General features: G+C 47.3%; 18 protein-coding genes. 12 read left to right on the forward strand and 6 right to left on the reverse strand.

All coding sequences use genetic code 11. The annotated features are described in order from the left end of the window. Positions 1-72: 72 nt before the first annotated feature. Positions 73-642 carry a YajG family lipoprotein gene (locus ACOMHB_RS20040; protein WP_448217948.1) on the reverse strand — a complete coding sequence of 190 codons (570 nt, stop codon included), beginning with the start codon at positions 640-642 and terminating at the stop codon, positions 73-75. Positions 643-1,211: 569 nt separating this feature from the next. On the opposite strand from ACOMHB_RS20040, the gene ACOMHB_RS20045 reads away from it, so the two are divergent. The 3 genes from ACOMHB_RS20045 (at position 1,212) to rimI (ending at position 4,135) form a co-directional block, all read left to right on the forward strand. After that, complete coding sequence (locus ACOMHB_RS20045; RefSeq protein ID WP_448217949.1) at positions 1,212-2,759, forward strand: 2-isopropylmalate synthase; 1,548 nt, start codon at positions 1,212-1,214, stop codon at positions 2,757-2,759. Between the two features lie 5 nt (positions 2,760-2,764). Further along, the gene (locus ACOMHB_RS20050; RefSeq protein ID WP_448217950.1) at positions 2,765-3,586 is read left to right on the forward strand and encodes a uracil-DNA glycosylase family protein; all 822 of its coding nucleotides are present in this window, start codon (positions 2,765-2,767) and stop codon (positions 3,584-3,586) included. A gap of 93 nt (positions 3,587-3,679) precedes the next feature. Continuing rightward, the gene (gene rimI, locus ACOMHB_RS20055; protein WP_448217951.1) at positions 3,680-4,135 is read left to right on the forward strand and encodes a ribosomal protein S18-alanine N-acetyltransferase; all 456 of its coding nucleotides are present in this window, start codon (positions 3,680-3,682) and stop codon (positions 4,133-4,135) included. Here the strand turns inward: rimI and ACOMHB_RS20060 are convergent. Next, positions 4,125-5,486 (reverse strand): RICIN domain-containing protein, encoded by a 1,362-nt coding sequence (locus ACOMHB_RS20060; RefSeq protein WP_448217952.1) that lies wholly within the window; start codon positions 5,484-5,486, stop codon positions 4,125-4,127. The genes rimI and ACOMHB_RS20060 overlap by 11 nt on opposite strands. Before the next feature lie 290 nt (positions 5,487-5,776). On the opposite strand from ACOMHB_RS20060, the gene ACOMHB_RS20065 reads away from it, so the two are divergent. The 6 genes from ACOMHB_RS20065 (at position 5,777) to ACOMHB_RS20090 (ending at position 12,535) form a co-directional block, all read left to right on the forward strand. Then, positions 5,777-6,787 (forward strand): GIY-YIG nuclease family protein, encoded by a 1,011-nt coding sequence (locus tag ACOMHB_RS20065; protein WP_448217953.1) that lies wholly within the window; start codon positions 5,777-5,779, stop codon positions 6,785-6,787. Between the two features lie 483 nt (positions 6,788-7,270). Beyond that, positions 7,271-8,563: an NCS2 family permease gene (locus ACOMHB_RS20070; RefSeq protein ID WP_448217954.1), complete on the forward strand. Its 1,293-nt coding sequence runs from the start codon at positions 7,271-7,273 to the stop codon at positions 8,561-8,563. Between the two features lie 74 nt (positions 8,564-8,637). Further along, entirely contained in the window at positions 8,638-9,723 is a 1,086-nt protein-coding gene (trmA, locus tag ACOMHB_RS20075) for a tRNA (uridine(54)-C5)-methyltransferase TrmA (RefSeq protein ID WP_422134849.1), read from the forward strand. Between the two features lie 125 nt (positions 9,724-9,848). Further along, entirely contained in the window at positions 9,849-11,024 is a 1,176-nt protein-coding gene (locus ACOMHB_RS20080; protein WP_448217955.1) for a hypothetical protein, read from the forward strand. 58 nt (positions 11,025-11,082) lie between these two features. After that, positions 11,083-11,751, forward strand: a complete 669-nt coding sequence (locus ACOMHB_RS20085) for a SanA/YdcF family protein (RefSeq protein WP_422134851.1) — start codon at positions 11,083-11,085, stop codon at positions 11,749-11,751. Between the two features lie 13 nt (positions 11,752-11,764). Further along, entirely contained in the window at positions 11,765-12,535 is a 771-nt protein-coding gene (locus ACOMHB_RS20090; protein ID WP_448217956.1) for a substrate-binding periplasmic protein, read from the forward strand. Between the two features lie 24 nt (positions 12,536-12,559). On the opposite strand, the gene ACOMHB_RS20095 is transcribed toward ACOMHB_RS20090, so the two are convergent. Continuing rightward, positions 12,560-12,892 carry an STAS domain-containing protein gene (locus ACOMHB_RS20095; RefSeq protein ID WP_422134853.1) on the reverse strand — a complete coding sequence of 111 codons (333 nt, stop codon included), beginning with the start codon at positions 12,890-12,892 and terminating at the stop codon, positions 12,560-12,562. 455 nt (positions 12,893-13,347) lie between these two features. Here ACOMHB_RS20095 and ACOMHB_RS20100 point away from each other — a divergent pair, with 455 nt between their 5' ends. The 3 genes from ACOMHB_RS20100 to ACOMHB_RS20110 are packed head-to-tail and all read left to right on the forward strand — an operon-like array spanning position 13,348 to position 16,995. Next, positions 13,348-15,450: a putative bifunctional diguanylate cyclase/phosphodiesterase gene (locus ACOMHB_RS20100; protein WP_448217957.1), complete on the forward strand. Its 2,103-nt coding sequence runs from the start codon at positions 13,348-13,350 to the stop codon at positions 15,448-15,450. After that, on the forward strand, positions 15,425-16,324 hold the full coding sequence (locus ACOMHB_RS20105) for a hypothetical protein (protein WP_448217958.1): 900 nt from the start codon (positions 15,425-15,427) through the stop codon (positions 16,322-16,324). Before ACOMHB_RS20100 ends, ACOMHB_RS20105 begins: the two co-directional genes overlap by 26 nt. Positions 16,325-16,356: 32 nt before the next feature. Then, positions 16,357-16,995 (forward strand): sugar transferase, encoded by a 639-nt coding sequence (locus tag ACOMHB_RS20110; RefSeq protein ID WP_448217959.1) that lies wholly within the window; start codon positions 16,357-16,359, stop codon positions 16,993-16,995. A gap of 20 nt (positions 16,996-17,015) precedes the next feature. Here ACOMHB_RS20110 and ACOMHB_RS20115 read toward each other — a convergent pair whose 3' ends face one another. From ACOMHB_RS20115 to sctC, 3 genes are all read right to left on the reverse strand, one after another. Then, entirely contained in the window at positions 17,016-17,171 is a 156-nt protein-coding gene (locus ACOMHB_RS20115; RefSeq protein ID WP_448217960.1) for a hypothetical protein, read from the reverse strand. A gap of 59 nt (positions 17,172-17,230) precedes the next feature. Next, positions 17,231-18,787: a glycerol-3-phosphate dehydrogenase gene (gene glpD, locus ACOMHB_RS20120; protein ID WP_448217961.1), complete on the reverse strand. Its 1,557-nt coding sequence runs from the start codon at positions 18,785-18,787 to the stop codon at positions 17,231-17,233. Between the two features lie 163 nt (positions 18,788-18,950). Beyond that, positions 18,951-21,113, reverse strand: a complete 2,163-nt coding sequence (gene sctC, locus ACOMHB_RS20125) for a type III secretion system outer membrane ring subunit SctC (protein WP_448217962.1) — start codon at positions 21,111-21,113, stop codon at positions 18,951-18,953. Positions 21,114-21,256 lie beyond the last annotated feature (143 nt).

Raw genomic sequence — 21,256 nt, forward strand, 5'->3', positions numbered from 1 at the left:
TTCAGTTTGCCTGGTGTTTGATCGACAGGATTAACCGATAATCCATGGGTGACAGCTGAACAAGATAAAGACTCAGGCCTGTTTCAGAAAACCTGTCAACCTTGGGTCGGCCAACGCTCTGCTCAGCACATCACTGAGCACTTTATCGATCAGCTCTTCGTTTTTTTCATCAGAGGGTGCCTTGGGTACACGCTCACTGATTTCGCTGGAGTAGACCCCCTCGAAACGCTGATCGCCTTTTACAACCCTGACCCGGACTTTTGCCTTCAGGTCCACCTGGGTGATGTAACTGCCCTCTGGTACCTTGTACTCCAGATCATCAAGATAAACCTGGAACTGGGATACATCTTCAGATTCAGTAACTGTCAGCCCCATCTCTCTCAGACCCAGCTCCACTGCCGAGCGAATAGCCAGAGTCAGGCGGTCATTGGTCGTAATGGCGTTGGTATTTGAATAAACCCCTCCACGATGACCAAGAGAGCGGGACAAGCGCTCATCATAGACGGTCACACTGACCGTTCCCTGCAATGGTTTAATTGGCTTTTCCACAGCAATTCTGGGGGTTACATCCACTTCCTGAGGGCTCAGGGCACAGCCGGCCAGGGCGAGAGCGGCCAATAAAATAAGTGACGTTTTTTTCATGAGTCCGGCTATCCTGTGATGGGCGGGGCGCCCTTGGCGAAAGAAAATAGGGTCGACACAAATCCTATCCAGTCTCGAAAACTGGATCAACCGGCTTGGCAAAGCGACTTATAGAGGATATAGTGCATTCCACATAATCCATTAAACAATCTTACGCTGATTTCAGAACGCTGAGCGTGATTACAATGCCTATAGCGAACGATAAGCAACAGCCCGAAATCTTCCGGGACTCTGATAACGACACCAATGCGCAGGTAACAGCTGCCCGTGAGCCTGTGGTGTTCACTCCCAAGTCCATCTTTCGTCCTTCCCGCCTGCTACTCCTACTGCCTTGAGCAGACTATTTAATTTCACCTTCGACCCCGGCCGTCTGGCCCTCTGACCCCAAAGTCAGAAAAATGATTACATTTGTACGAATTCCGACTGACAAGTGCAGAAAATGCCGCCTGTTGCAAGCAGCATCTTCTATGTCGGCACTTTCAAAAATCCTTTTGCACAAATAGAACCTTTTGCACAAAAAGCGCGTCAAAAAACATTGAACTGATAAAAGAACAGCGGGAGCAGCAACCATGAGCAACGATCAGGTTATTATTTTCGACACCACCCTGAGAGACGGTGAACAGAGTCCCGGCGCTGCTATGACCGGGGATGAGAAGGTCCGGATTGCCAAATCTCTGGAAATACTCAAGGTGGACGTCATTGAGGCAGGCTTCGCCATTGCCAGCCCGGGCGATTTTGAAGCGGTCAAAAGCATCGCTGAAACCATTAAAGACAGCACTGTCTGCAGTCTTTCCAGGGCATTGCCCAAAGATATTGAAGCAGCAGCACAAGCTGTGCAACCAGCTGCTCAAGGTCGTATTCATACCTTTATTGCAACCTCTGCGCTGCACATGAAACACAAACTTTGTATGACGCCTGAGCAGGTGCTGGAACAGGCAGTGGCTTCGGTTAAGCTGGCCCGCAACCTCATTGACGATGTTGAGTTCTCTCTGGAAGACGCTGGACGATCTGACATCGACTTTATGTGCCGTGTCATTGAAGCCGTTATCGATGCCGGTGCCCGCACCATTAACATTCCGGACACGGTTGGCTACGCCCTGCCTCACCAATTCGGCAACGTGATTGCCCAGCTGATTGAGCGTGTTCCCAATTCAGACAAAGCCATCTTCTCGGTTCATTGCCACAACGACCTTGGGCTCGCAGTAGCCAACTCCCTGTCAGCCGTGGTTAACGGTGCTCGTCAGATTGAATGCACCATCAACGGCCTTGGAGAGAGGGCGGGTAATGCCTCTCTTGAAGAAATCGTTATGGCTATACGTACCCGCCAGGACGAACTCAAGGTCGAAACGGGCATCAACACTCAGCATATCGTTCCTACGTCCCGTCTGGTCTCCGGTATCACCGGCTTCCCGGTTCAGCCCAACAAGGCCATTGTCGGTGCTAATGCTTTTGCTCACGAATCCGGTATTCACCAGGATGGCATTCTGAAAAACCGCGAAACCTACGAAATCATGAAGGCTGAAGACGTTGGCTGGAACACTAACCGTCTGACCCTCGGTAAATTATCCGGCCGCAGCGCCTTTCAGTCCCGGATGGAAGAGCTGGGTATTACTTTTGCTGATCGTAACGAACTGACCGAAGCCTTTAACCGCTTCAAGGTGCTGGCTGACAAGAAATCTGAAATTTTCGATGACGACTTGCAGGCACTGGTCAGTGATGTTCGCTCCGCTAATGAAGAAGAGAAATACCGTCTGCTTGAGCTGGAAGCGGGCTCCAGTACCGGTAAAACACCAGAAGCACGTCTGGTTATTGCAGTAGACTCTGATGAGATTGAAGTACGCAGTGCAGGAGACGGTCCCGTTGATGCGGTCTTCAAAGCCATAGAAAGTATTGCTAATTCCGGTGCCCGTCTGGCACTGTATAACGTTAGCGCAATTACCAGCGGTACTGATTCTCAGGGCGATGTCAGCGTACGTCTGGAAAAGCAGGGTCGCATTGTCAATGGCTCCGGAGCAGACACCGATATTGTGGTCGCTTCTGCCAAAGCCTACATCAATGCTTTGAACCTGCTGAATGCTGACCATCCAAAAACCAACCCACAGACAGGGAACCTCTAACAGTCATGCAAGGCAGGATCAGCGAGCAAACTCGGCAGCACTACCTCGATGCCATGGGTATCCAGACCTGGTTTCCCAGCCAAATCCTGCCTAATGCATTGCCCCCCAGGGCGTTTGACTTTCCAGAGGAAGAGCCGGTAGAAGCGTATAAGCCCGGACAATTAACTGTTTCTTCCCACCCATCTTCAGCTCCACTTTCTGAAGGTGCCACAGGTGCTTCTTCAGCAAAAGATTTGCTGGGCATCTCCAGTCGTGTTGAAACGAAACAGGATCCGGAGCCAGCACCCTCTGTAAAACAGAACATTATTACTGAACCCCGGCCAATAGAAATCAGCAAGTTCAGGCTGGTCACTCTGGCTGCCAACGAACACTGTCTGGTAGTCGCCGAAATGCCTCACTCCGGACTGAATCAATTTTCACGCTTTCACCTACGATTACTCAGCGATATTCTTCGTGCTATTCAACTGCCTGCAGGGTCTGAAACTCTGCCTTTCAGTGAGTTCGTCTGGCCACTGGGCAATGCTGGCCTGATGGAGCACCTGAGCCAGGACGACTCCGCTGCTGCCGACGCAGTTTGCGCCTACCTCAGTAACCAGTTTGGCCTGGCCAGACGAAAAGTAGTTCTGCTCTTCGGTCAGGCAGCAGCCCGTTTTGTCATAGATCCAAGCCGACAGTTCAACGACCTGAGAGGTTTGCAGACGGGCCTTCACTCCAATCAATACTTCATTGTCACTCACGGTCTTAATGAGTTGATGAAACTTCCAGCCCTGAAGTCAGAAGTCTGGCAGGATATTTCACCGATAATCAGGGAGCTGACCCCTTCATAACCGCCTCATGAGCAGAAAATCGATTACGCTTAGCAGCCTGTGCTGATGCCAGACGCCCGATATTCCTCAGTTATCACGATAAAGAAAACTTATATGCTGTCATTCAGAACAATGACTCACCAGGATCTTCCGGAACTGGCGGCTATCGAGCAGGAAGCCGGACCTCATCCATGGAATCAAAAGCACTACATGAACAGTGTCGACTCGGGTTACCTCTGCATGGTAGCCGAACACCAGGGTAGAATTGTTGCCCAGGGAGTCGTCATGCTGGCTGCAAGAGAAGCCAGCCTGCTGATTCTGACCGTCTCTCGCAGTGAGCAGGGCAGAGGCTATGGCACTGCCATGCTGAATCAACTCATCGATGCTTCAGCCAAATTGGCAGAAACCCTGTTTCTTGAAGTGCGCGAATCCAACAAAAAAGCCTTCAACCTCTATCTTAAATCTGGTTTCAGTGAAATTGGCCGCCGTAAAAACTACTACCCGGCAAACAAAGACCATAAGGCCGAGGATGCTATTGTTATGGCTCTGGATCTCAGCGTCAGGGAGTGACCGGACAGTCATCCAGCCAAACGCCAGTGACAGGATGTCTGCCACATCTGCCAAGTAGCCACTCGAAGTAGACTTTTAGCTCTTTTGGTTTCTTTTTCTTCTGTTCGTTCACTGTGATGGGCAACGTCAATGCCTCAGTGTATGAATAAGGATCAAGGCCCCCGTTCAACATAGTTCTCAGGCGCCCTCTTTCCGGGGATGCAGGAGTCTTGCCACGGGCAAAATACCACTTTTGAGACGGACTTCCTCCGGGAAAGCAGGGTAATAGTGAAAAGCTTCCCGGCAGCCAGGTCAGGCAATATCGGTAACCTGCAGCACGATTAAAGATTCGCTTGGTTAACAAGTCATGGCGCCAAACCTGGCTGTTCTGGCTATCGCAAGTACCCAGTTCAATGGATGTCGATGAATAGCAGCTACTCATGTCAGGAGATTCGGACAAACACCTTTCTGCGGCGCTAACACCAAGGCAAAGCCTCAGGTTCTGATTCACCAGCAGGATATCTTCTGTCAAACGCTCAGAGACCCAGAAAGCTCTCTCAGGCCGCTCTTCCCAGCTCAAAACCGGTGGGACTTTTTCTTCCTCAGGTTGCGCTTCTTCCGGTGGCACTGTCTCTTCAGGAGGAAGGGGCTTTTCAGGTTTGATTTCTTGCTCAGACGCCTCTTTCTCTTCACCAGGTTCGCGCCCCTGGTCATTTACAGGTTCCCGCTCAAACTCACAGACGGTTTGTCCCGTATGCAGATTCTTATAGCGGCGCCGCTCTCCCATATCCGCCTCAAGATACCGATAAAGCAAAGGTGCAGGATCCTCACTCTTATCAAGCAGCGCGATATATCCGTTCTCCTGTTGTCGATCAGTTGCGTTCGACAATCTGCCTTGCTCATCAAATAGCCAGATCTGGGCGCTGGTCGATTCTATACAGGGCAACATTGCCAGAGTGTCTATCATTCTGGATAGACACATACTGGCAGCAAAGCCCTGATAATGGATCGTTTTTCTCTGGAAATCATAATACCATTTCTGGAATGGGCTATTGTCGTCGCAGGGTTTGATCACTGCCCGGTTTCCGGGATAACAGAGCCTTTTCTGCTCAGGGTTCTGATGCACACAGGTAGTAGACTCATCCCCTTCAACATCCAGCCCTGGGCAATAGGAAGCGCCCTCTTTCTGGAGGAAGAATTGATTGGCAAAATGTGCAACCGGCCGATGATCGTCTGAGACACCTGCCCCGGACAGGAGCGGAAAAAAAACGAAGAAAACAGATAAAAGATTAAAAGCTCCGAAGAACAAAAATCCCCATAATGAAACAGGAACAACTACCAGTCCATTTTTGTAGTTCCACTTACCTGCCATCTCTGTCGCCACTCCATTTATTAATTATTTTGACATTAGCTGATTACCCTTCTTTGTCAAAATGCTAACTGCCGGTCAGAGCCACAAAACAGTCGCTTTTGCAGCCCGATAAAAAAGTGTAGTAACCCTCTGAGTTTCGGGATTTTCCTACTTTTCTTACCATTACAATGCCACCTCTGCCCGGTATCCCTTAAAACAGTTTTTGAATAGCGCACAATCCCCACTACACAGAAGGAAATCGGCAGGTATAATTGCGCGCCTGTCACCGTCAGTAGAAAGGTCATCCAGCGTTGATTATCTTCACCGTCACTAATAAAGTAACAAAACAAATTTTTGTAGGCTCCACTCGCAATGACCTTGAAAGCCAGTGGGAAAAAATGGTGGCAGCTGCACACCAGGATATGGACTACCCGCTTTACAGAGAAATCCGCATCCACGGCGAAGACGCATTTACCGTTGAGGAGTGGGATAGGGCCGAGTCCCGTGAGGAACTGGCTGAGCTCGAGCAGGACGCGATCGATTTCTTTGGTGCCCATAGCCTCAGAGGCTATAAGACCAGCACGGTAAAAATCCTGCCCAAAAAGAAGCGGCGCCAGCGCAAGTCCAACATTGAAAAAGAGCTGGCCTCCATTTTTGCAGAAATCAATGAAGGTGATTCCAATACACCTCCAAGCCTTGCCATGAAATCCGGCAATGCTGGCAATAAAGCGAATGATGACTCTGCTCAACAGTCAGAAGCCGGTTCGACTGCGCCTGCTCAGGCCGCTCAACACTCAGCTGCTGAGCCTGTGTCTGCGCCAGCTGTACCCAGCCCGACTCCAGACTCAACCGGGATCAAGGTTGTCCAGTCCGAAAAAGAAAAGCCAAAGCCTGAACCAACCCAGTCTGCGGGCTCCAGGGCCAATGCGATGGTTCAGTTGAGCAGCATTGAAATGAGCGATGACATCACAGCCCAGCTGGCTGCGATTACTGCCGCTGCCGACGCCTGCCTGGCCGGTGACAGCGACGCCCTGAGTCAACTGGATGTTCAGTCTGAACCTGCAGTTGAAGAAAGCTCTCTACCGCCAGAAACCACTGAGCCAGAGCCAGCAGCCATTGTTGAAACAGAGGTCGTTGCTGCTGACCCCATCTGCCCGAAAGAGCTTCGCATACGTGAGGCTATTGAACGCCACAGAAAACAACGCGCACAACGCAGTGCTGAAAGTCAGGAGAACGAAAGAAGAAAAATGGCCGAAACCCTGGCAAAACTCAATGCCAGAATTCAGGAAATGCAAACAGGGAAGCTGGCAGCAGTAGCCTGATCGCTACCAGAGTCGACTCTATTGGGGTCGACTCGGTTGTCATTTTTGAAACGGCAGCAGCGAATTCAATACGGTTTCTGCAAACTCGCCCGTAAAAATACCTGAAACACTTCAAAATATAGTGACAAGACTGGTCAAATTTGCGCCATATCGAATATCCGATATTCAGGGCAGGCACTATCAATTTAACCACAACTTCTGTGGATAACCCTGTTAATTGCTCATATCATCCTGAACTAACCCCCTCAGTCACGGGCCTTCCAGCAAAGTGGGCATTATTTGCTCACAAAAAATCCAGACTACCAGATATGGGGGTATAAAAGAAAACGAGCACAAGACAGCACTTTACCCACAAAGATCAACCTAAGAAATCTCCACCATAAACCGTGATTTATCGAAAAAATAACGATACCACTCCCATATTCTAACCGACCGTAAAAATCGTTATCATCGGGGGTTTTTACTCCCGAGTGAAACCTCAGCATGTTAGAACGGCTATTCAAACTGAAAGAACATCACACCGATGTTAAGACAGAAGTGCTGGCAGGCATTACTACATTCCTGACCATGGCTTACATTATTTTTGTAAACCCAAGCATGCTGGCCACCACCGGTATGGATCAGGGGGCCGTTTTTGTTGCTACCTGTCTGGCTGCTGCTATCGGCTGTATGATCATGGGCTTTTATGCTAATTACCCTATTGCTCTTGCTCCTGGTATGGGCCTCAATGCCTTCTTCGCCTTCACCGTTGTAGGTCAAATGGGTTATAGCTGGCAGGTAGCACTGGGGGCGGTTTTTCTTTCAGGTGTCTGCTTTTTCGTATTGAGTGTCTTCAAGATTCGTGAGTGGATTATTAACAGCATTCCTCTCTCTTTGCGGGGTGGTATTGCTGCGGGTATTGGGCTCTTCCTGGGCTTTATTGCTCTGCAGAATGCCGGCATTATCGTTGGCGACCCGGCCACGCTGGTAACACTGGGAGATATGACTTCCTGGAGCGCCATTATGGCATCCATAGGCTTCGCCCTGATTGTGGCTCTCTACTACCGCAATATCACCGGCTCAGTCATGATTGGCATTCTGGCCATCACCGTCATCAGCCTTATAGCCGGCAAAGTAGAGATGAATGGTGTGTTTTCCATGCCTCCCAGCGTAGCCCCCACGCTTCTGCAACTGGATATTGCCGGAGCATTGGAAGTTGGCATGATCAGCATTATTTTTTCTTTCCTGTTTGTTGACCTCTTTGATACCTCAGGCACATTGGTTGCCGTAGCGCAAAAAGGCGACCTGCTGGACAAAGACGGTAAATTCCCTCGTCTGGGCAGAGCTCTGATGGCAGATTCCATGGCCAGTATGGCAGGGGCCGGACTGGGTACTTCAACCACTACCAGCTATGTTGAAAGTACTGCCGGGATTTCAGTGGGTGGCCGGACAGGCCTGACCGCTGTTGTTGTTGGCATACTGTTCCTGGGATGCCTGTTCCTTTCCCCTCTGGCAGCCGTAGTGCCTGCCTACGCAACCGCCCCTGCTCTGATCTTCATAGCCGTTTTGATGACTCACAGTATGTTCCAGATTGACTGGGACGATCTGACAGAAGCTGCTCCAGTAGTTATTGCAGCTGTTTCCATGCCTCTGAGTTACTCGATCACAACCGGTATTGCCTTTGGTTTTATCTCCTATACCGCCATCAAACTCCTGAGTGGTCGTGCAAAAGACCTTAATAGTGCACTGATTGTTCTATCTCTGCTGTTCACCGTTAAGCTGGTGATATTCAATTAATGAACTGAAAACCAGTTTTCATCTCTTCGAAAGCGGCCCATAATATGGGCCGTTTTTATTTATCGAAGAGCATCATGTCATTAGCCGTAGTAGAGCCTGAAAAGTACGAAGCCCAGCTGAGCGAGAAGGTAAGCCTTACCCGAGAAGAATTTAAGACTTTTGATGTTCCTGAACTGGAAGTTTTCAGATCCCGGCCTCAGCATTACAGAATGCGGGCAGAGTTTCGCATCTGGCATGAGCAAGAACGCAGCTACTACCGAATGTTTGACCCTGAGACCAGACAGCCTTTCAACGTCGACCAGTTTCCTGCAGGCACAAAGCGTATCAATGAATTAATGATGCCGCTGATGAGAGACATCGAGCAGCAGGAGGTCCTGCGAAAAAGGCTTTTCCAGCTGGAATTTCTGACAACCCAGACCGGTGAGGCTCTGATCAGTATGCTTTACCACAAACCGCTGAATGATGAGTGGAGGGCTTCGGCGGAGAAATTACAGTTTTCTCACAATATTCGCATCATCGGTCGTGCCAGAAAGCAGAAAATAGTCCTGGATCGGGATTACGTTGTCGAAACCCTTAATGTGTTGGGTAAAAACTACCAATACACTCAGGTCGAGAATAGTTTCACTCAACCCAACGCCGGAGTTAATGAGCATATGCTTGGCTGGGCCAGTGATGTCTGTAGTGGTCTGAAAGGGGATCTGCTCGAGCTTTATTGCGGAAACGGCAATTTCACTTGTGTCCTGGCCAATCACTTTGACAAAGTTTTGGCAACAGAGATATCCAAAACATCAGTGAACTCTGCTCATGACAACTTTGAGCTTAATGCCATCGAGAATGTTCAGATAGCCCGTTTATCCAGCGAAGAGTTCACTCAGGCAATGAATCGTGAGAGATTGTTCAGACGCTTGCAAGACATTGATCTGGACAGCTATGACGTATCCACCATCCTGGTAGATCCTCCCAGGGCTGGCCTTGATGAAGGCACTGAAGCCCTGGTTCAAAAGTTCGACAATATTGTCTACATTTCTTGTAACCCTGACACACTGAAGAAGAATCTGGAAAAGATCACCCTAACTCATAGTGTGCAACGTATAGCCCTTTTTGATCAGTTCCCTTATACCCATCATCGCGAAATGGGTGTATTCCTGATGCGAAAATAATTCCCTGAAAGGCCAAAAAGCAACCAGCTGCTGACCTTTCCTTAAACGGAATTCTGTACCAGACTGTTAGCCTCCCTGTTTCAAAAGCAGATAAAACCAGTAACGGGGATTCTAACGGAGACAGAATGAAAAACTATGCAGACTCTCTTTGTGCGCTGTTTGTTTGTTTCTTTATAAACATTTTCAGCTCCAATGCACTGGCAACAGAAAACATTGATCTTCTTTTGGTCGCTTATGATCAAGGGGAAAGTAATGCTTTTAAACAGCTTGAAAAAGCCCTGAAGAAGCGAGGTATTAACTACCGCATTTTATCGATTGGCAGGGCCGCAGAAATCTTCCGGAATCACCCGCTCAACCTTACCATTTCTGTACCTGATCCAGAGCAGCTCAGGAACAATCGGGAAACAGTCTGGCCCAAAAGCGCTCTCATTGAGTTATCGAAACGTATTAGGCCTAAGATCGTCTATTCCGGAATGGCCAGTGCTGTACAGGCCCAGATTCTCAATCATATGAAGCAAGGTGGCAGCTTCACTCTGGCTTTCTATGATAATTTTGATCCCATTACCAACAAGGAATATGTGCAGGCATTTCTGGAAGCAATTCGAACGCTTGATGAATTCCATATTCCCACTTCTGCAACCGCAGTAAGCTTCAAAGATCTTGTATTTTGCCCCAATCCCCTCTATGTAGTAATTGGGCAACCGGCGCTTGAGGCTTGGGATGATATTTACCGACAAACGGATAACCGATCTGTCCGCCTTGAACTAAACATTGGTCCCAATGAGCCTGTTGCGGTATTCGCCGGTGGTTATGACGACACCTATGAAGAGTATTTCAGAATCTTTATTGAAGCCACCCGAAAGCTGCCGTCCGTGACCTTTCTGGTCACCCATCACCCTAAGACCAGTGGTGAGGTCGAGCGACGCTGGATTAAGGAAAGAGGTACCGGGAATGTTCGATTAGTGGAAAATAATCGCCATTCTACCGCTGCTCTCACAAAAATGTCTGTTGCTGTTATGGTCCATAAATCCTCTATTGGAACGATGGCACGCTATAAGGGAAAACCTGTTATTTACATTGCTGAACCAGGAACAGACAACTTTCTGATCCGCGAAAAGGCAGCCTTTCTGGCTTCTACTCCGGAAGAAGTGGTCAAAAAGTTTCAGTCTGCCATTGCCAGCGATAACCAGGTTCCCTCACTGGAGTCGCTGGGTATACCCGATCAGCCTTCATTGTCTATTGCCATCGAAATCGAGACTATTTTGGAGGATATGAGACGATCAGAGTCCGATACACTTTAACCAGCAGGATGATTATGGTTAACTGTCTCTGAATTCCTTATTTTACGGAGACTTCCGAATGCAGGGCAGGCCGACCCGCCTAAAGGTTGTTACTGGCTTGTTTGCTGGAGCTGTGATAGGACTCATTTCCCTGATCGCTATCGCCAACTGGCTGGTCAATACCAAAACCAGCTCGCGGCTTTATAACAATGTAGAAAGCATTCCATACAATAAAGTCGGTGTTCTGCTCGGCACCAGTAAGTACTCTCGTGAAGGCGGGTTTAACAACCATTATGCTCTCAGGCTCAAGACTGCCTATCTTCTCTACACCCGGGACAAGATCGATTATATTTTGATCAGCGGCGACAATGGAACACCTTATTATGATGAGCCGAGCACCATCCGAAAGGACCTTTTGAAAATGGGCATTCCTGCCGAAAGGATCTACAGGGATTATGCAGGTTTTCGAACCCTGGACTCCATTATCAGGGCAAAGTTTGTCTTCGGGCTTGATACGTTCACCATAATTTCCCAGACCTATCACAATAAACGGGCACTCTATATCGCCCAGAATAAAGAAATTAATGCTATTGCTTTTAACGCTGGTGACGGGGCCGATAGTGACCTGAGCAATAAGGCCAGAGAGATCCTTGCAAGAGTTCTGGCCGTCCTGGAAGTTCACTGGTTAAACACTGGCCCCAAGTACCTGGGCCCAACGATCGATATTGGTAATACACCTCCGACATAGAACCAGACCTGAAATGCGACTGATTATCAACAAAAAAAACAACAAAAAAAAGACAGGCATACATTTTTTGGCTTTCTGCCTGCTTCTACCCAGCACTCTCGCTCTGCCCGATCAAAACAGGATCACTATTTCAACAGGGATGTATCCGACAGATTACCCTCCTCTTTCATGGAAAGATGGAAGAAAAGGCATTGTGCAGAAAACCCTTGAAGCCATCAGCGAGCGGAGCGACTTTGACTTCACGGAAGAGTACTACCCTTTCAACCGTATCATTTACAAGGTAGGCAATGGCAGCATGGATCTGCAAGCCTGGAGCTCCCCCCAGTGGCGAGAAGGCGTTTCCGGGAAAGTTTACTTTACCGAACCTTTTGCAGAGCACTGTGAAATCATTGTGCAGTTACAAGGCAGTAAACTGGAAGTAAACCAACCTGGCGACCTTCAGGGAAAGCGACTTGGGGTGGTGCAGAACTATACCTTTAAGACTTTTGAACCTTACTTCCAATCCGGAGAAGTGATTCGCCACAACTCCAGGGATGAAGTGCACGCTCTGAAGCTTCTGGAGAAAGGCCGAAATGATGCAGCACTGATGGACGAAATGGTAGCACGCCACCTCATTAAAACCCGGTTCGCGGGTTTGTTTGTGACAGGGAAAACATTCGACTGTGTTCCTGTGACATTCATGTTCAGTAAGTCTGCTGAAAAGCACGGAATAAAGATCAACAGGATTCTTCAAAAGTTAAAGTCAGAAGGTGTCATAGATCAGATAATAAAAATGTATCGATAAAGGATAACGACGTCCTAAAATTCCTTAGAGATTGGACAAGTAATCGTCTAAATCACTAAATTGCCTGATCGTTTTATTAATTTGTAACATGCTGAGAAGCTCATCCGTCTTAGCATTTACACCTACCAAGGTAAGCTTTCTTTTTTCAATTTTTAAACGCTTATAAAGAAAGACCAATACACCAATACCAGAAGAATCAAACTTTTCAACAGAACTCATGTCTATAATCAAATCACCTGAGCAATCTTTGATCAGGTGATCGAGTTGGGATCTTAAACCATTAACGGTTTCAGCATTAAATTGACCTTTCAGTGAGATGACATCATATGACTGAGCGTGCGAGATTGAGTAATCCATTACTTCCTACTCCTTAACTTTACTCCTGACTTTCAACAGCGAAGAACCAGACATTTTTTACAAGTTCTATTCTCATAATAGACAAGCCGTAGCCTAAAACATGAACACATCTATATCCTTTGGCAATAACAAAACAAGCTCAAAATAACACTTCCCAATCAAAATACTCTTTTGCCAACTTGCCATCGTTTTTTTAAAGAAAAAACAAATAAAAAACCTTCCGACAATTATTTTACCTGATAAAAAGCTAATTAAAATTGTGTTTAAGGATTACAATTTTGTATTAGTAAACTGCTCTCAACTTCCTATAGTTAATTTCACAAGGAAATAAAAAACTCTTAAGCCAACATTTGTTTGCTCACTAGTTGCTTTCCTCTTTTTTTAATACATAGCCAACCTCGTTGAAGTCTGTCGTTGAAAACGTTCTATGGATGGCGTCAAAAAAGTCAAAGAATATGGAAACCAGCACAAGCATTGATGCTAAGCAACGCTTATCTGCCAAATTGCTAAAAGCTGTTCTAATGGCAGCCTGTGTGCTGGGTATTTCGATCAGCTGTGTTCAGATTTTCTTTGATGCCCGCCAGTCCAGCAAAAGCATTGACTCGGAAGCCTGGCAAATGCTGTCTATGATCAGGGAACCCTCCATTCAGGCCGCCCACAGAATGGAACCCACAATGGGCGAAGAGATTCTTTTCGGGTTAATGGAGCATCAGGCAGTTCACATCGCGGCGATCAAAATACCTAATGAACCTGAACTTGCTGTTATAAAGCGTGACCTTTCCAAATCAGGGTATCGCTATTTTTCAGACTATCTATTTGAACCTGTTCGAATTTATCGTATTCCTCTGTACAAAAAAGAACCCGTTCATGAACATTACGGCGAGCTCTTTTTGGCCATTGATACGGCTCACCATGGCCAGGAGTTCATTCAGCGCTCAGTGATAGTAATGGTCAGCGGTATTTTCAGAGCTATTGCAATGGCATTCTTGCTCTACCTGATCTATTCATTGATTCTTACTAAACCTCTGAACCGTTTGATCAGAAACCTGTCTCAGATTAACCCGGACGCTCCCGGCTCTCATAAACTGCGCATCCCAAATGGCCATCAGAACAATGAGCTGGGTCTTTGGGTTAGAACAGCCAATCAGCTACTGGAATCAATAGAACGAAACCTGAACCTGAGACAGAAAGCTGAGGCTCAGATCATGAGACTGTCTCAGTATGACTATTTAACCCGCCTGCCAAACAGAAGAACCTTGCAGAAGCACTTGCAGAGCATGATCAATAAACCCGGGAGCTCTGATAACAATATTGCCATTCTCTGTCTCGGCCTTGATGATTTCAAATCACTAAATGCCCATTTCAATTTCAATGCGGCAGAGCATGCACTGGTCAAAATTGCAGATCGTCTGAGAAACCATATTGGTAATAGAGGCTTCATCGGCAAGCTTGGAGAGGATCAGTTTGCAATTATCCTTTCTAAAGTCACCCAACCTTATGCAGCGGCTGAAATGGCTCAGGCGCTTCTGAAACAGCTGGCAACCCCCATTAAAGTAAATGATGAGAAGATAACCATTAACGGAACTGTTGGTATCACGTTATTTCCTGACGATGGTCAGCAAGTGGATAATCTCTTGCAGCAGGCTGAATTCGCCATGATTATGGCCAAGTCCAGAAATCAGAACCGCTACCAATTTTATATTGCCTCCGTTGATACCGAGATCCGGCAGCGCAAGAAACTTGAAAGGGATCTTCATGAAGCTCTGAAGCAACATGAACTCAGTCTGGTGTATCAACCACAGATTGATTTCAAAACTTCCCGGATGGTGGGTGCAGAGGTTTTACTTCGTTGGAAACATCCTGAGAAGGGACTTATTTCACCGGAAATGTTTATCCCTATGGCAGAAGATAATCTGGAAATTATTCCTATAGGTGACTGGGTGCTTGAATCGGCATGCCAACAGCTCCATGAATGGCATGAAACAGAGTTCCATGATTTGAGAATCGCCGTAAACCTTTCTGCCATTCAGCTAAGAGACAAAAATCTCGTTGATCGCATCAAATACCTGTTAAAAAAATACCAGATTCCTCCCCGGTTGCTGGAAATTGAAGTGACTGAGACCTCCATAATGGAAGATATTGAACTTTCCTCTGAACAGCTCAATAACATCAAGGCAACGGGCATCACCCTTGCAATGGATGATTTCGGCACAGGCTACTCCTCATTAAGTTACCTGAAACAGTTTCCATTCGATAAATTGAAAATAGATAAATCCTTTATCGAAGGGCTACCAGGAAATAAGGAAAACACCGTTATCGTTGAAGCCATTATTCAACTGGGTCGCAGCTTTGGCATTAAAGTCATCGCCGAAGGTGTTGAAAACAAAGAGCAGGAAACACACCTTATCAAGTCAGGATGCACAGAAGGCCAGGGGTACTTTTACAGCAAACCCCTTCCGGATCAGGAATTTGCTGAATTTTTGAGAAACTGGAAAAACAAATCTACAAGCTCCAGGAAAAGGATATTCCCCAATGAACCCGACGTCGACAACCACTGAAGAAACCACTCGTGCCATTGAGCGCTACCTGACCGACAACCCCGGCGATGAGTCACTGAGTGCACTTGGCATGACGGCAGACGGGCGGATTGTCCGGTTGGCCGAGCATGGTGAGTTTCAGCGGCTGGAACTGCATCAGATGCTTGAACAACAGCTCGGAACGCTAATACCCCCGGAGTTAGATCAGTCGATAAGGGAACGGATGATTGAGAACGCGCTAAAAACTGACGTTCAGACCCTGGGTGAATATAAGAAGAAGATTCGTCGGGACCGGCAAATCCGAAATAGGTTAGAGACTTTGAAGGCTGATTATGCCACCCAATTTGCCATTATGCACGAACGGACCGAAACGAAAGTGGGCCGAAAGGGAGAGACCGAAACCGGTGGTTACGGGTCAATCTATGGTAAAGCCGATTGGGATTATCACTTCAGCAATGAGTTTACCCGGACGCATTGGAAATTCATGAGCAATTTCAAACGTGGAACTAATGTCGCCAGAGATTTTTTCATGAGTAACGTGATTACGTACCAGCTTGAATGGACTTTTCTGGACAAATGCTGGCCTCTGGAACTGCCAACAGCCATTGAACGCTGCAAAATTGTCAATAATGTGACTCTCGATGTTTTGCGCCATCATCATCAGGATTACAGCACCGAAAGCTTTCGCAAAGACTTTCTGGAAACCACCCATAATGGCAAGAGCACTGTAAGAGTCGCGCAGGACCTGGGACTTAAAATTGCTGGCCTGACCGTGACTTACTGTGACAAGCCCGTCAAAGCAGTCAATCTTGATGCACTACTTGATGCCCGAAGAGAAAAGACCTTTTCTGTGATTGTGCACGTTTATCCGGACCCCTCGATTTACGATGTATGAAATGAAAGCCGAAGCTAAAAGGGAGTCGAACCGTGAAAGGAGTCACCTATGTTCACCCGCTTACCACTCTCGGTAAAAGAGCAATGGATTTGGCCTTAGCAGTGATCGGCATTATTTTTACACTGCCTCTTTACCCCTTCATTGCTTTAATGATCAAACTGGACAGTCCTGGTCCGGTTTTTTATCGTCAGATGCGTATTGGCTATCAGAGCAAAAACTATGTCTGTCTCTTTCTGATGAACCGGTTCAGAACCATGAGCATCGATAAAGAAGCCCAAAGTGATCCTGTCCGGACGACGAAGAATGAACTCCGAGTCACCAAAGCAGGTCTTTTTCTTCGCAGGACCCGTCTGGATAAATTACCTCAACTCTGGAATGTTCTCATGGGCGATATGTCCATCGTCGGTCCCAGACCTGAGCGCCTTGGAATCTGCCATAAGCTGGAAGACAACATCCCCTTTTATACCGAAAGAACCTATGATGTTATCCCCGGAATGACCGGACTGGCTCAGGTAAACCTGAGTTGCGACGAAACCCTCTATGATCTGAGAAACAGAGTCGCTTATGACCATGCCTATGCGCTGTCTTTGAGCAACCCTGCTGACTGGCTAAAGATGGACGTTAGCATCCTGCTCAAAACTCTTTGGGTTATGGCAACGGGCAGGCGGTAACCACCATCAAACTAATGACCTCAATAATTCAGATGGTTCGCTACCACTATGTCCAGTGCTCTGCGCATTCCTTCCCGGCCATGAACCTCAGTTTGGAAAGGGTCGGCCAGAGGCTTCTGAAGCAGTGAACACCCTATCCCTTCCAGTGCTTCACGCTCCTTTGGCCACAAGAGCACATGAGGATAGACCCCTTTTGTGTAAGAAAGGTGGCTGATGTCTCCAACTTTACACGACTTTATACCACTTTCTTCAGTAATGAGCCGTTATCGATAAATCGATCCGGAATCAGTTCAGGTAACCTTTTTGTAAGATAGGCTTCCAGTTTGGTCTTGCCGGTTTTATCCAGCTCAATGCCCAGCTTGCTTCGACGCCAGATGATATCTTCAACCTGGTAAGCCCACTCATGCTCAATCAGATAATCAACCTCAGCGGCATAGAGACCGGCACCGAAATACTCTCCCAAATCGTCCAATGAACGACTCTCTCCCATCAAACGACGACTCAGGCTTCCATAAGTTCTACTGAAGCGGGAAGCGATCTCTGGAGGCAGCCAGGGGTAAGCATTGCAAAGCTCTTCGGTACAGTCCTGAACACTCTTGAACCCTTCACTGCCCGGCAGCTGACAGGCTTTGGTCCAGCTTTCACCCATAACAGGGAAATAAGGCTTAAGTTTGCCAATAGCCGCTTCAGCCAGCTTACGATAGGTCGTGAGTTTACCGCCAAAGATAGAAAGCAACGGTGCCTTGCCGTCCTGATCTTCCAGCTCCATGGTGTAGTCACGGGTAATCGCCTGGGGAGAGTCTGATTCATCTTCACAGAGTGGCCGCACTCCAGAGTAATCCCAAACAACGTCATTCAGTGAGATCTGTTGTTTAAAGTGTTTGTTCACGATATCACAAAGATAACGTTTTTCATCTTCAGAGCAGCATACATCAGCAGGATCACCCTTATACTCAACGTCGGTGGTACCCACCAATGAATATTGGTCCAGATAAGGAATGACGAAAACAATCCGGTTATCTTCGTTCTGCAAAATATAAGCACGTGGCTCTTCGTGAATACGAGGAACAATGATATGACTGCCTTTGATCAAACGAATTTTACGCGGGGATCTTTGCTTCAGCCCCTCATCAAAGAAAGATTGAACCCAGGGGCCGGCCGCATTCAGCAGGACACGACTTCGAACAATAGACTCTTCTCGAGTGATCTCGTCACGAAGAGTAATATGCCAGACGCCATCTTTTCGTTCCGCATGCAATGCCTGAGTGCGAGTTCGAACTTCCCCACCTTTTCTCTGAAGCTCCATAGCATTCAGAACGACCAGACGGGCATCATCTACCCAGGCATCAGAATATTCGAAGCCTTTTCTGAAGTCTTCCCTGAGTGCAGAATCCTTGCCAAACCTGAGAGACTTTGATCCCTTCAGAGAAAACCGGGCACTGAGGTTGTCATAGAGAAAGAGCCCGGCACGAATCATCCAGGCGGGTCTCAGATGCGGTCTGTGAGGCAGACAAAAGCGCATGGGAGAAGCAATGTGAGGAGCCGTTTTAAGCAGAACTTCTCTCTCTGCCAGCGCTTCTCTGACCAGTCGGAACTCATAATGCTCCAGATATCTGAGACCACCATGAATCAGCTTGCTGCTGGCTGATGAGGTGGCACCGGCCAGATCGGACTTCTCGCACAGACCTACTTTCAGGCCCCTGCCTGCTGCATCTACGGCAATGCCTACACCATTGATACCACCACCAATCACGTAGATGTCAAAGAGATCCCCTGTCTGCACCTGTTTCATTTCACTCACACCCAAAACGAATATTTACGAATACTTATAAACTATAGTGAACTTAATAGTACAAAAAAAACCAATACATTTACCAATTCGGACAAATACGAATATACAGGTGGCTCATAACGGGGCAACAACACAAATAGGAAGGGTGCAGGAAGACCTTAGATCAGGCTCCTGCACCAAGAATGCGAGGGGTTATCAGGAACAGGCGCATTTGGCTGATGTTTTGCTTCTTATCGGCACGGAACAAGCGACCAAGAACAGGTATATCGCCAAGTACCGGAACTTTAGTCGTCTTCTGATCCTGACTTTCTTTATAGAAGCCACCAATCAGCAAACTTTCATTTTCGTTTACGATTGCTTGTGTACTAATCGAGCTGTTACTGACCCTGGGCAGGGAAAGGTTCTGGTCGTTGGAATCTCCTCCATCCTGAATATTCACACTCATATGGATCCGACGACCCATCTCCTCTTTGACAATTCTGGGGGTAACCTGAACAACGGTTCCCGAAGTAACGGGGAACAGTTCTGCATCTTCCTGGCTGGCCACCTGAACATAAAAGGTACTGCTGTTATCGAAGACTGCCTCCAGATTGTCCAGTGTAAGAATGGAAGGTTTGGAAACAACTTTGGCTCGACCTTCATCCTCCAATAGACTGAGTCGAGCATTAAAACTGCCAATGTTCATACCCAGAACAGTCGTAAATGAAGAGAAGTCATCAGCATAGGCAGAAGAACCCGGATCAAAAGTAATTTCAGAATTCGTTCCACGGGTATTGTTCCAGTCAACACCCAGCGCTTCTATGTCGGCTGTATTAACATCAATAATGGAGACGCTGACCTCGACCTGGGAAGAAGGTTTGTCCAGAGATTCAATAAGGCCTTCATACATAACCATCTTGGACTCCAGATCATGGACAATAATGGCATTCAGCCTCGGATCTGCACTAATGTAAGCCCCTTCTATATAGGCACCGGCATTCAATGCTTCTTCGGGCTGCAGGGACTGCTGTTTATTCTGTGCACCATTGCGAACAACACCCTTTGCGGGCTGCATTGCAAGTGGTTCAACAGGCTTACGTTCAACGCTGGAAACCCCTCCTCCACTGACGATGTTTCTTAACAGGCTAGCTACTCCGGGAACAACAATCTGCTGACCTCTGAAATTGAAACTTTTATCGGTAGCCCAAGCGTACTTGAGTCTGAACATACGCACTGTCAGTTTACTCTTCTGCCGTTCCCCCTCTTTATCATCGAGTAACTCAGCCGTTTGCCCCACTATTTCAATGTATCTTGGTGGTCCGGATACATAGATCAGGCCATCTTTTGGCTGTTCTTTCCAGAAAAAGCGACCATCCCAGACACCCACTTTTTTAAGTGTTTTCTTGAAGTCCCGGGTACTCATGTATTCTAGGCTGATGATCTTTTGCTCAGCTGAACTGCCACTGTAAATGTAGAGTGAGTGGCCATCAAAATACCAGATAAACCCGTAAATATTAGCCATGTGATCCAAAAAATCGACGGGCGTCAGTGGACCAATCTTGCCGTTCACTTCTCCTATAACATCTTCAGAGATAACGATTGGAACATAGTAACTGGCAGCAAAGTTCTGTAATGCCTCAAGCAGATCTTCACCACTGCCATAGAAGGAATAAGGACGGTCTCCAAAGACAGCCAGGGCTGGAGAGTCTGAATCTTTTACGTCCTCCTCCAATTCTTCCAATAATGCCTTGCTGGCCGCCTCAATACTTTTCATCTGTTTGGCCGCAGACTCAGAACTATCTTGTTCCCTGGATGATGCTTCAACTTCCAGAGGAATATCAAAGCCAACCCTGACTTCGGGCTGTGGAGCCTTTCGCACATAGTTGTAGTCGATATTTTCGATACCTGTCGTTTGTTTCTGACCACCCATCCACTGCTGCAACCTGAAATATTCCTCTTCATCAGGTCTGGATCTTGACGGAGGAAACGCAGTTGCATCCAGAGCCTGAACCGGAGGCTCTGCTGGCCGGGTTGTCAGAAACCCGGGCTCAACATATTCGGTAGAATTATCTGGAAGGTATATGGTTTGTCCCACCATCAGATTTGAAGGGTTGCTAATATTGTTCAACTCAGCCAGCTCATGGAGCTCAAAACCATAATTCTGAGCAATGATGAAGAGCGATTCACCAGGGCGCACAATATGCCTTCGAGTAGTGTCAGATTGGGAAACGGAAGACCAGACCGCCGCCTGAGAATTGGACGACAACAAGCCAGCAAAAAGTATTTGGCTTAACAAAGCCAGAGCAGGCAACAAAATCAGCCAGAGCTTTAGATTTTTTGAGCCCATTTGAAGAGTGCCTCCATGCCCATCCTCTAAACAACCCAGTAATAAAGGTATTAACGGCTAAATAAACTTTTTACAATTAATATTTTATTTTTTTATAACTATTTTGAATACACAACAGAATAAGACCAGTGTATCCAAGATTA

The sequence above is a fragment of the Endozoicomonas sp. 2B-B genome, from assembly GCF_053470045.1.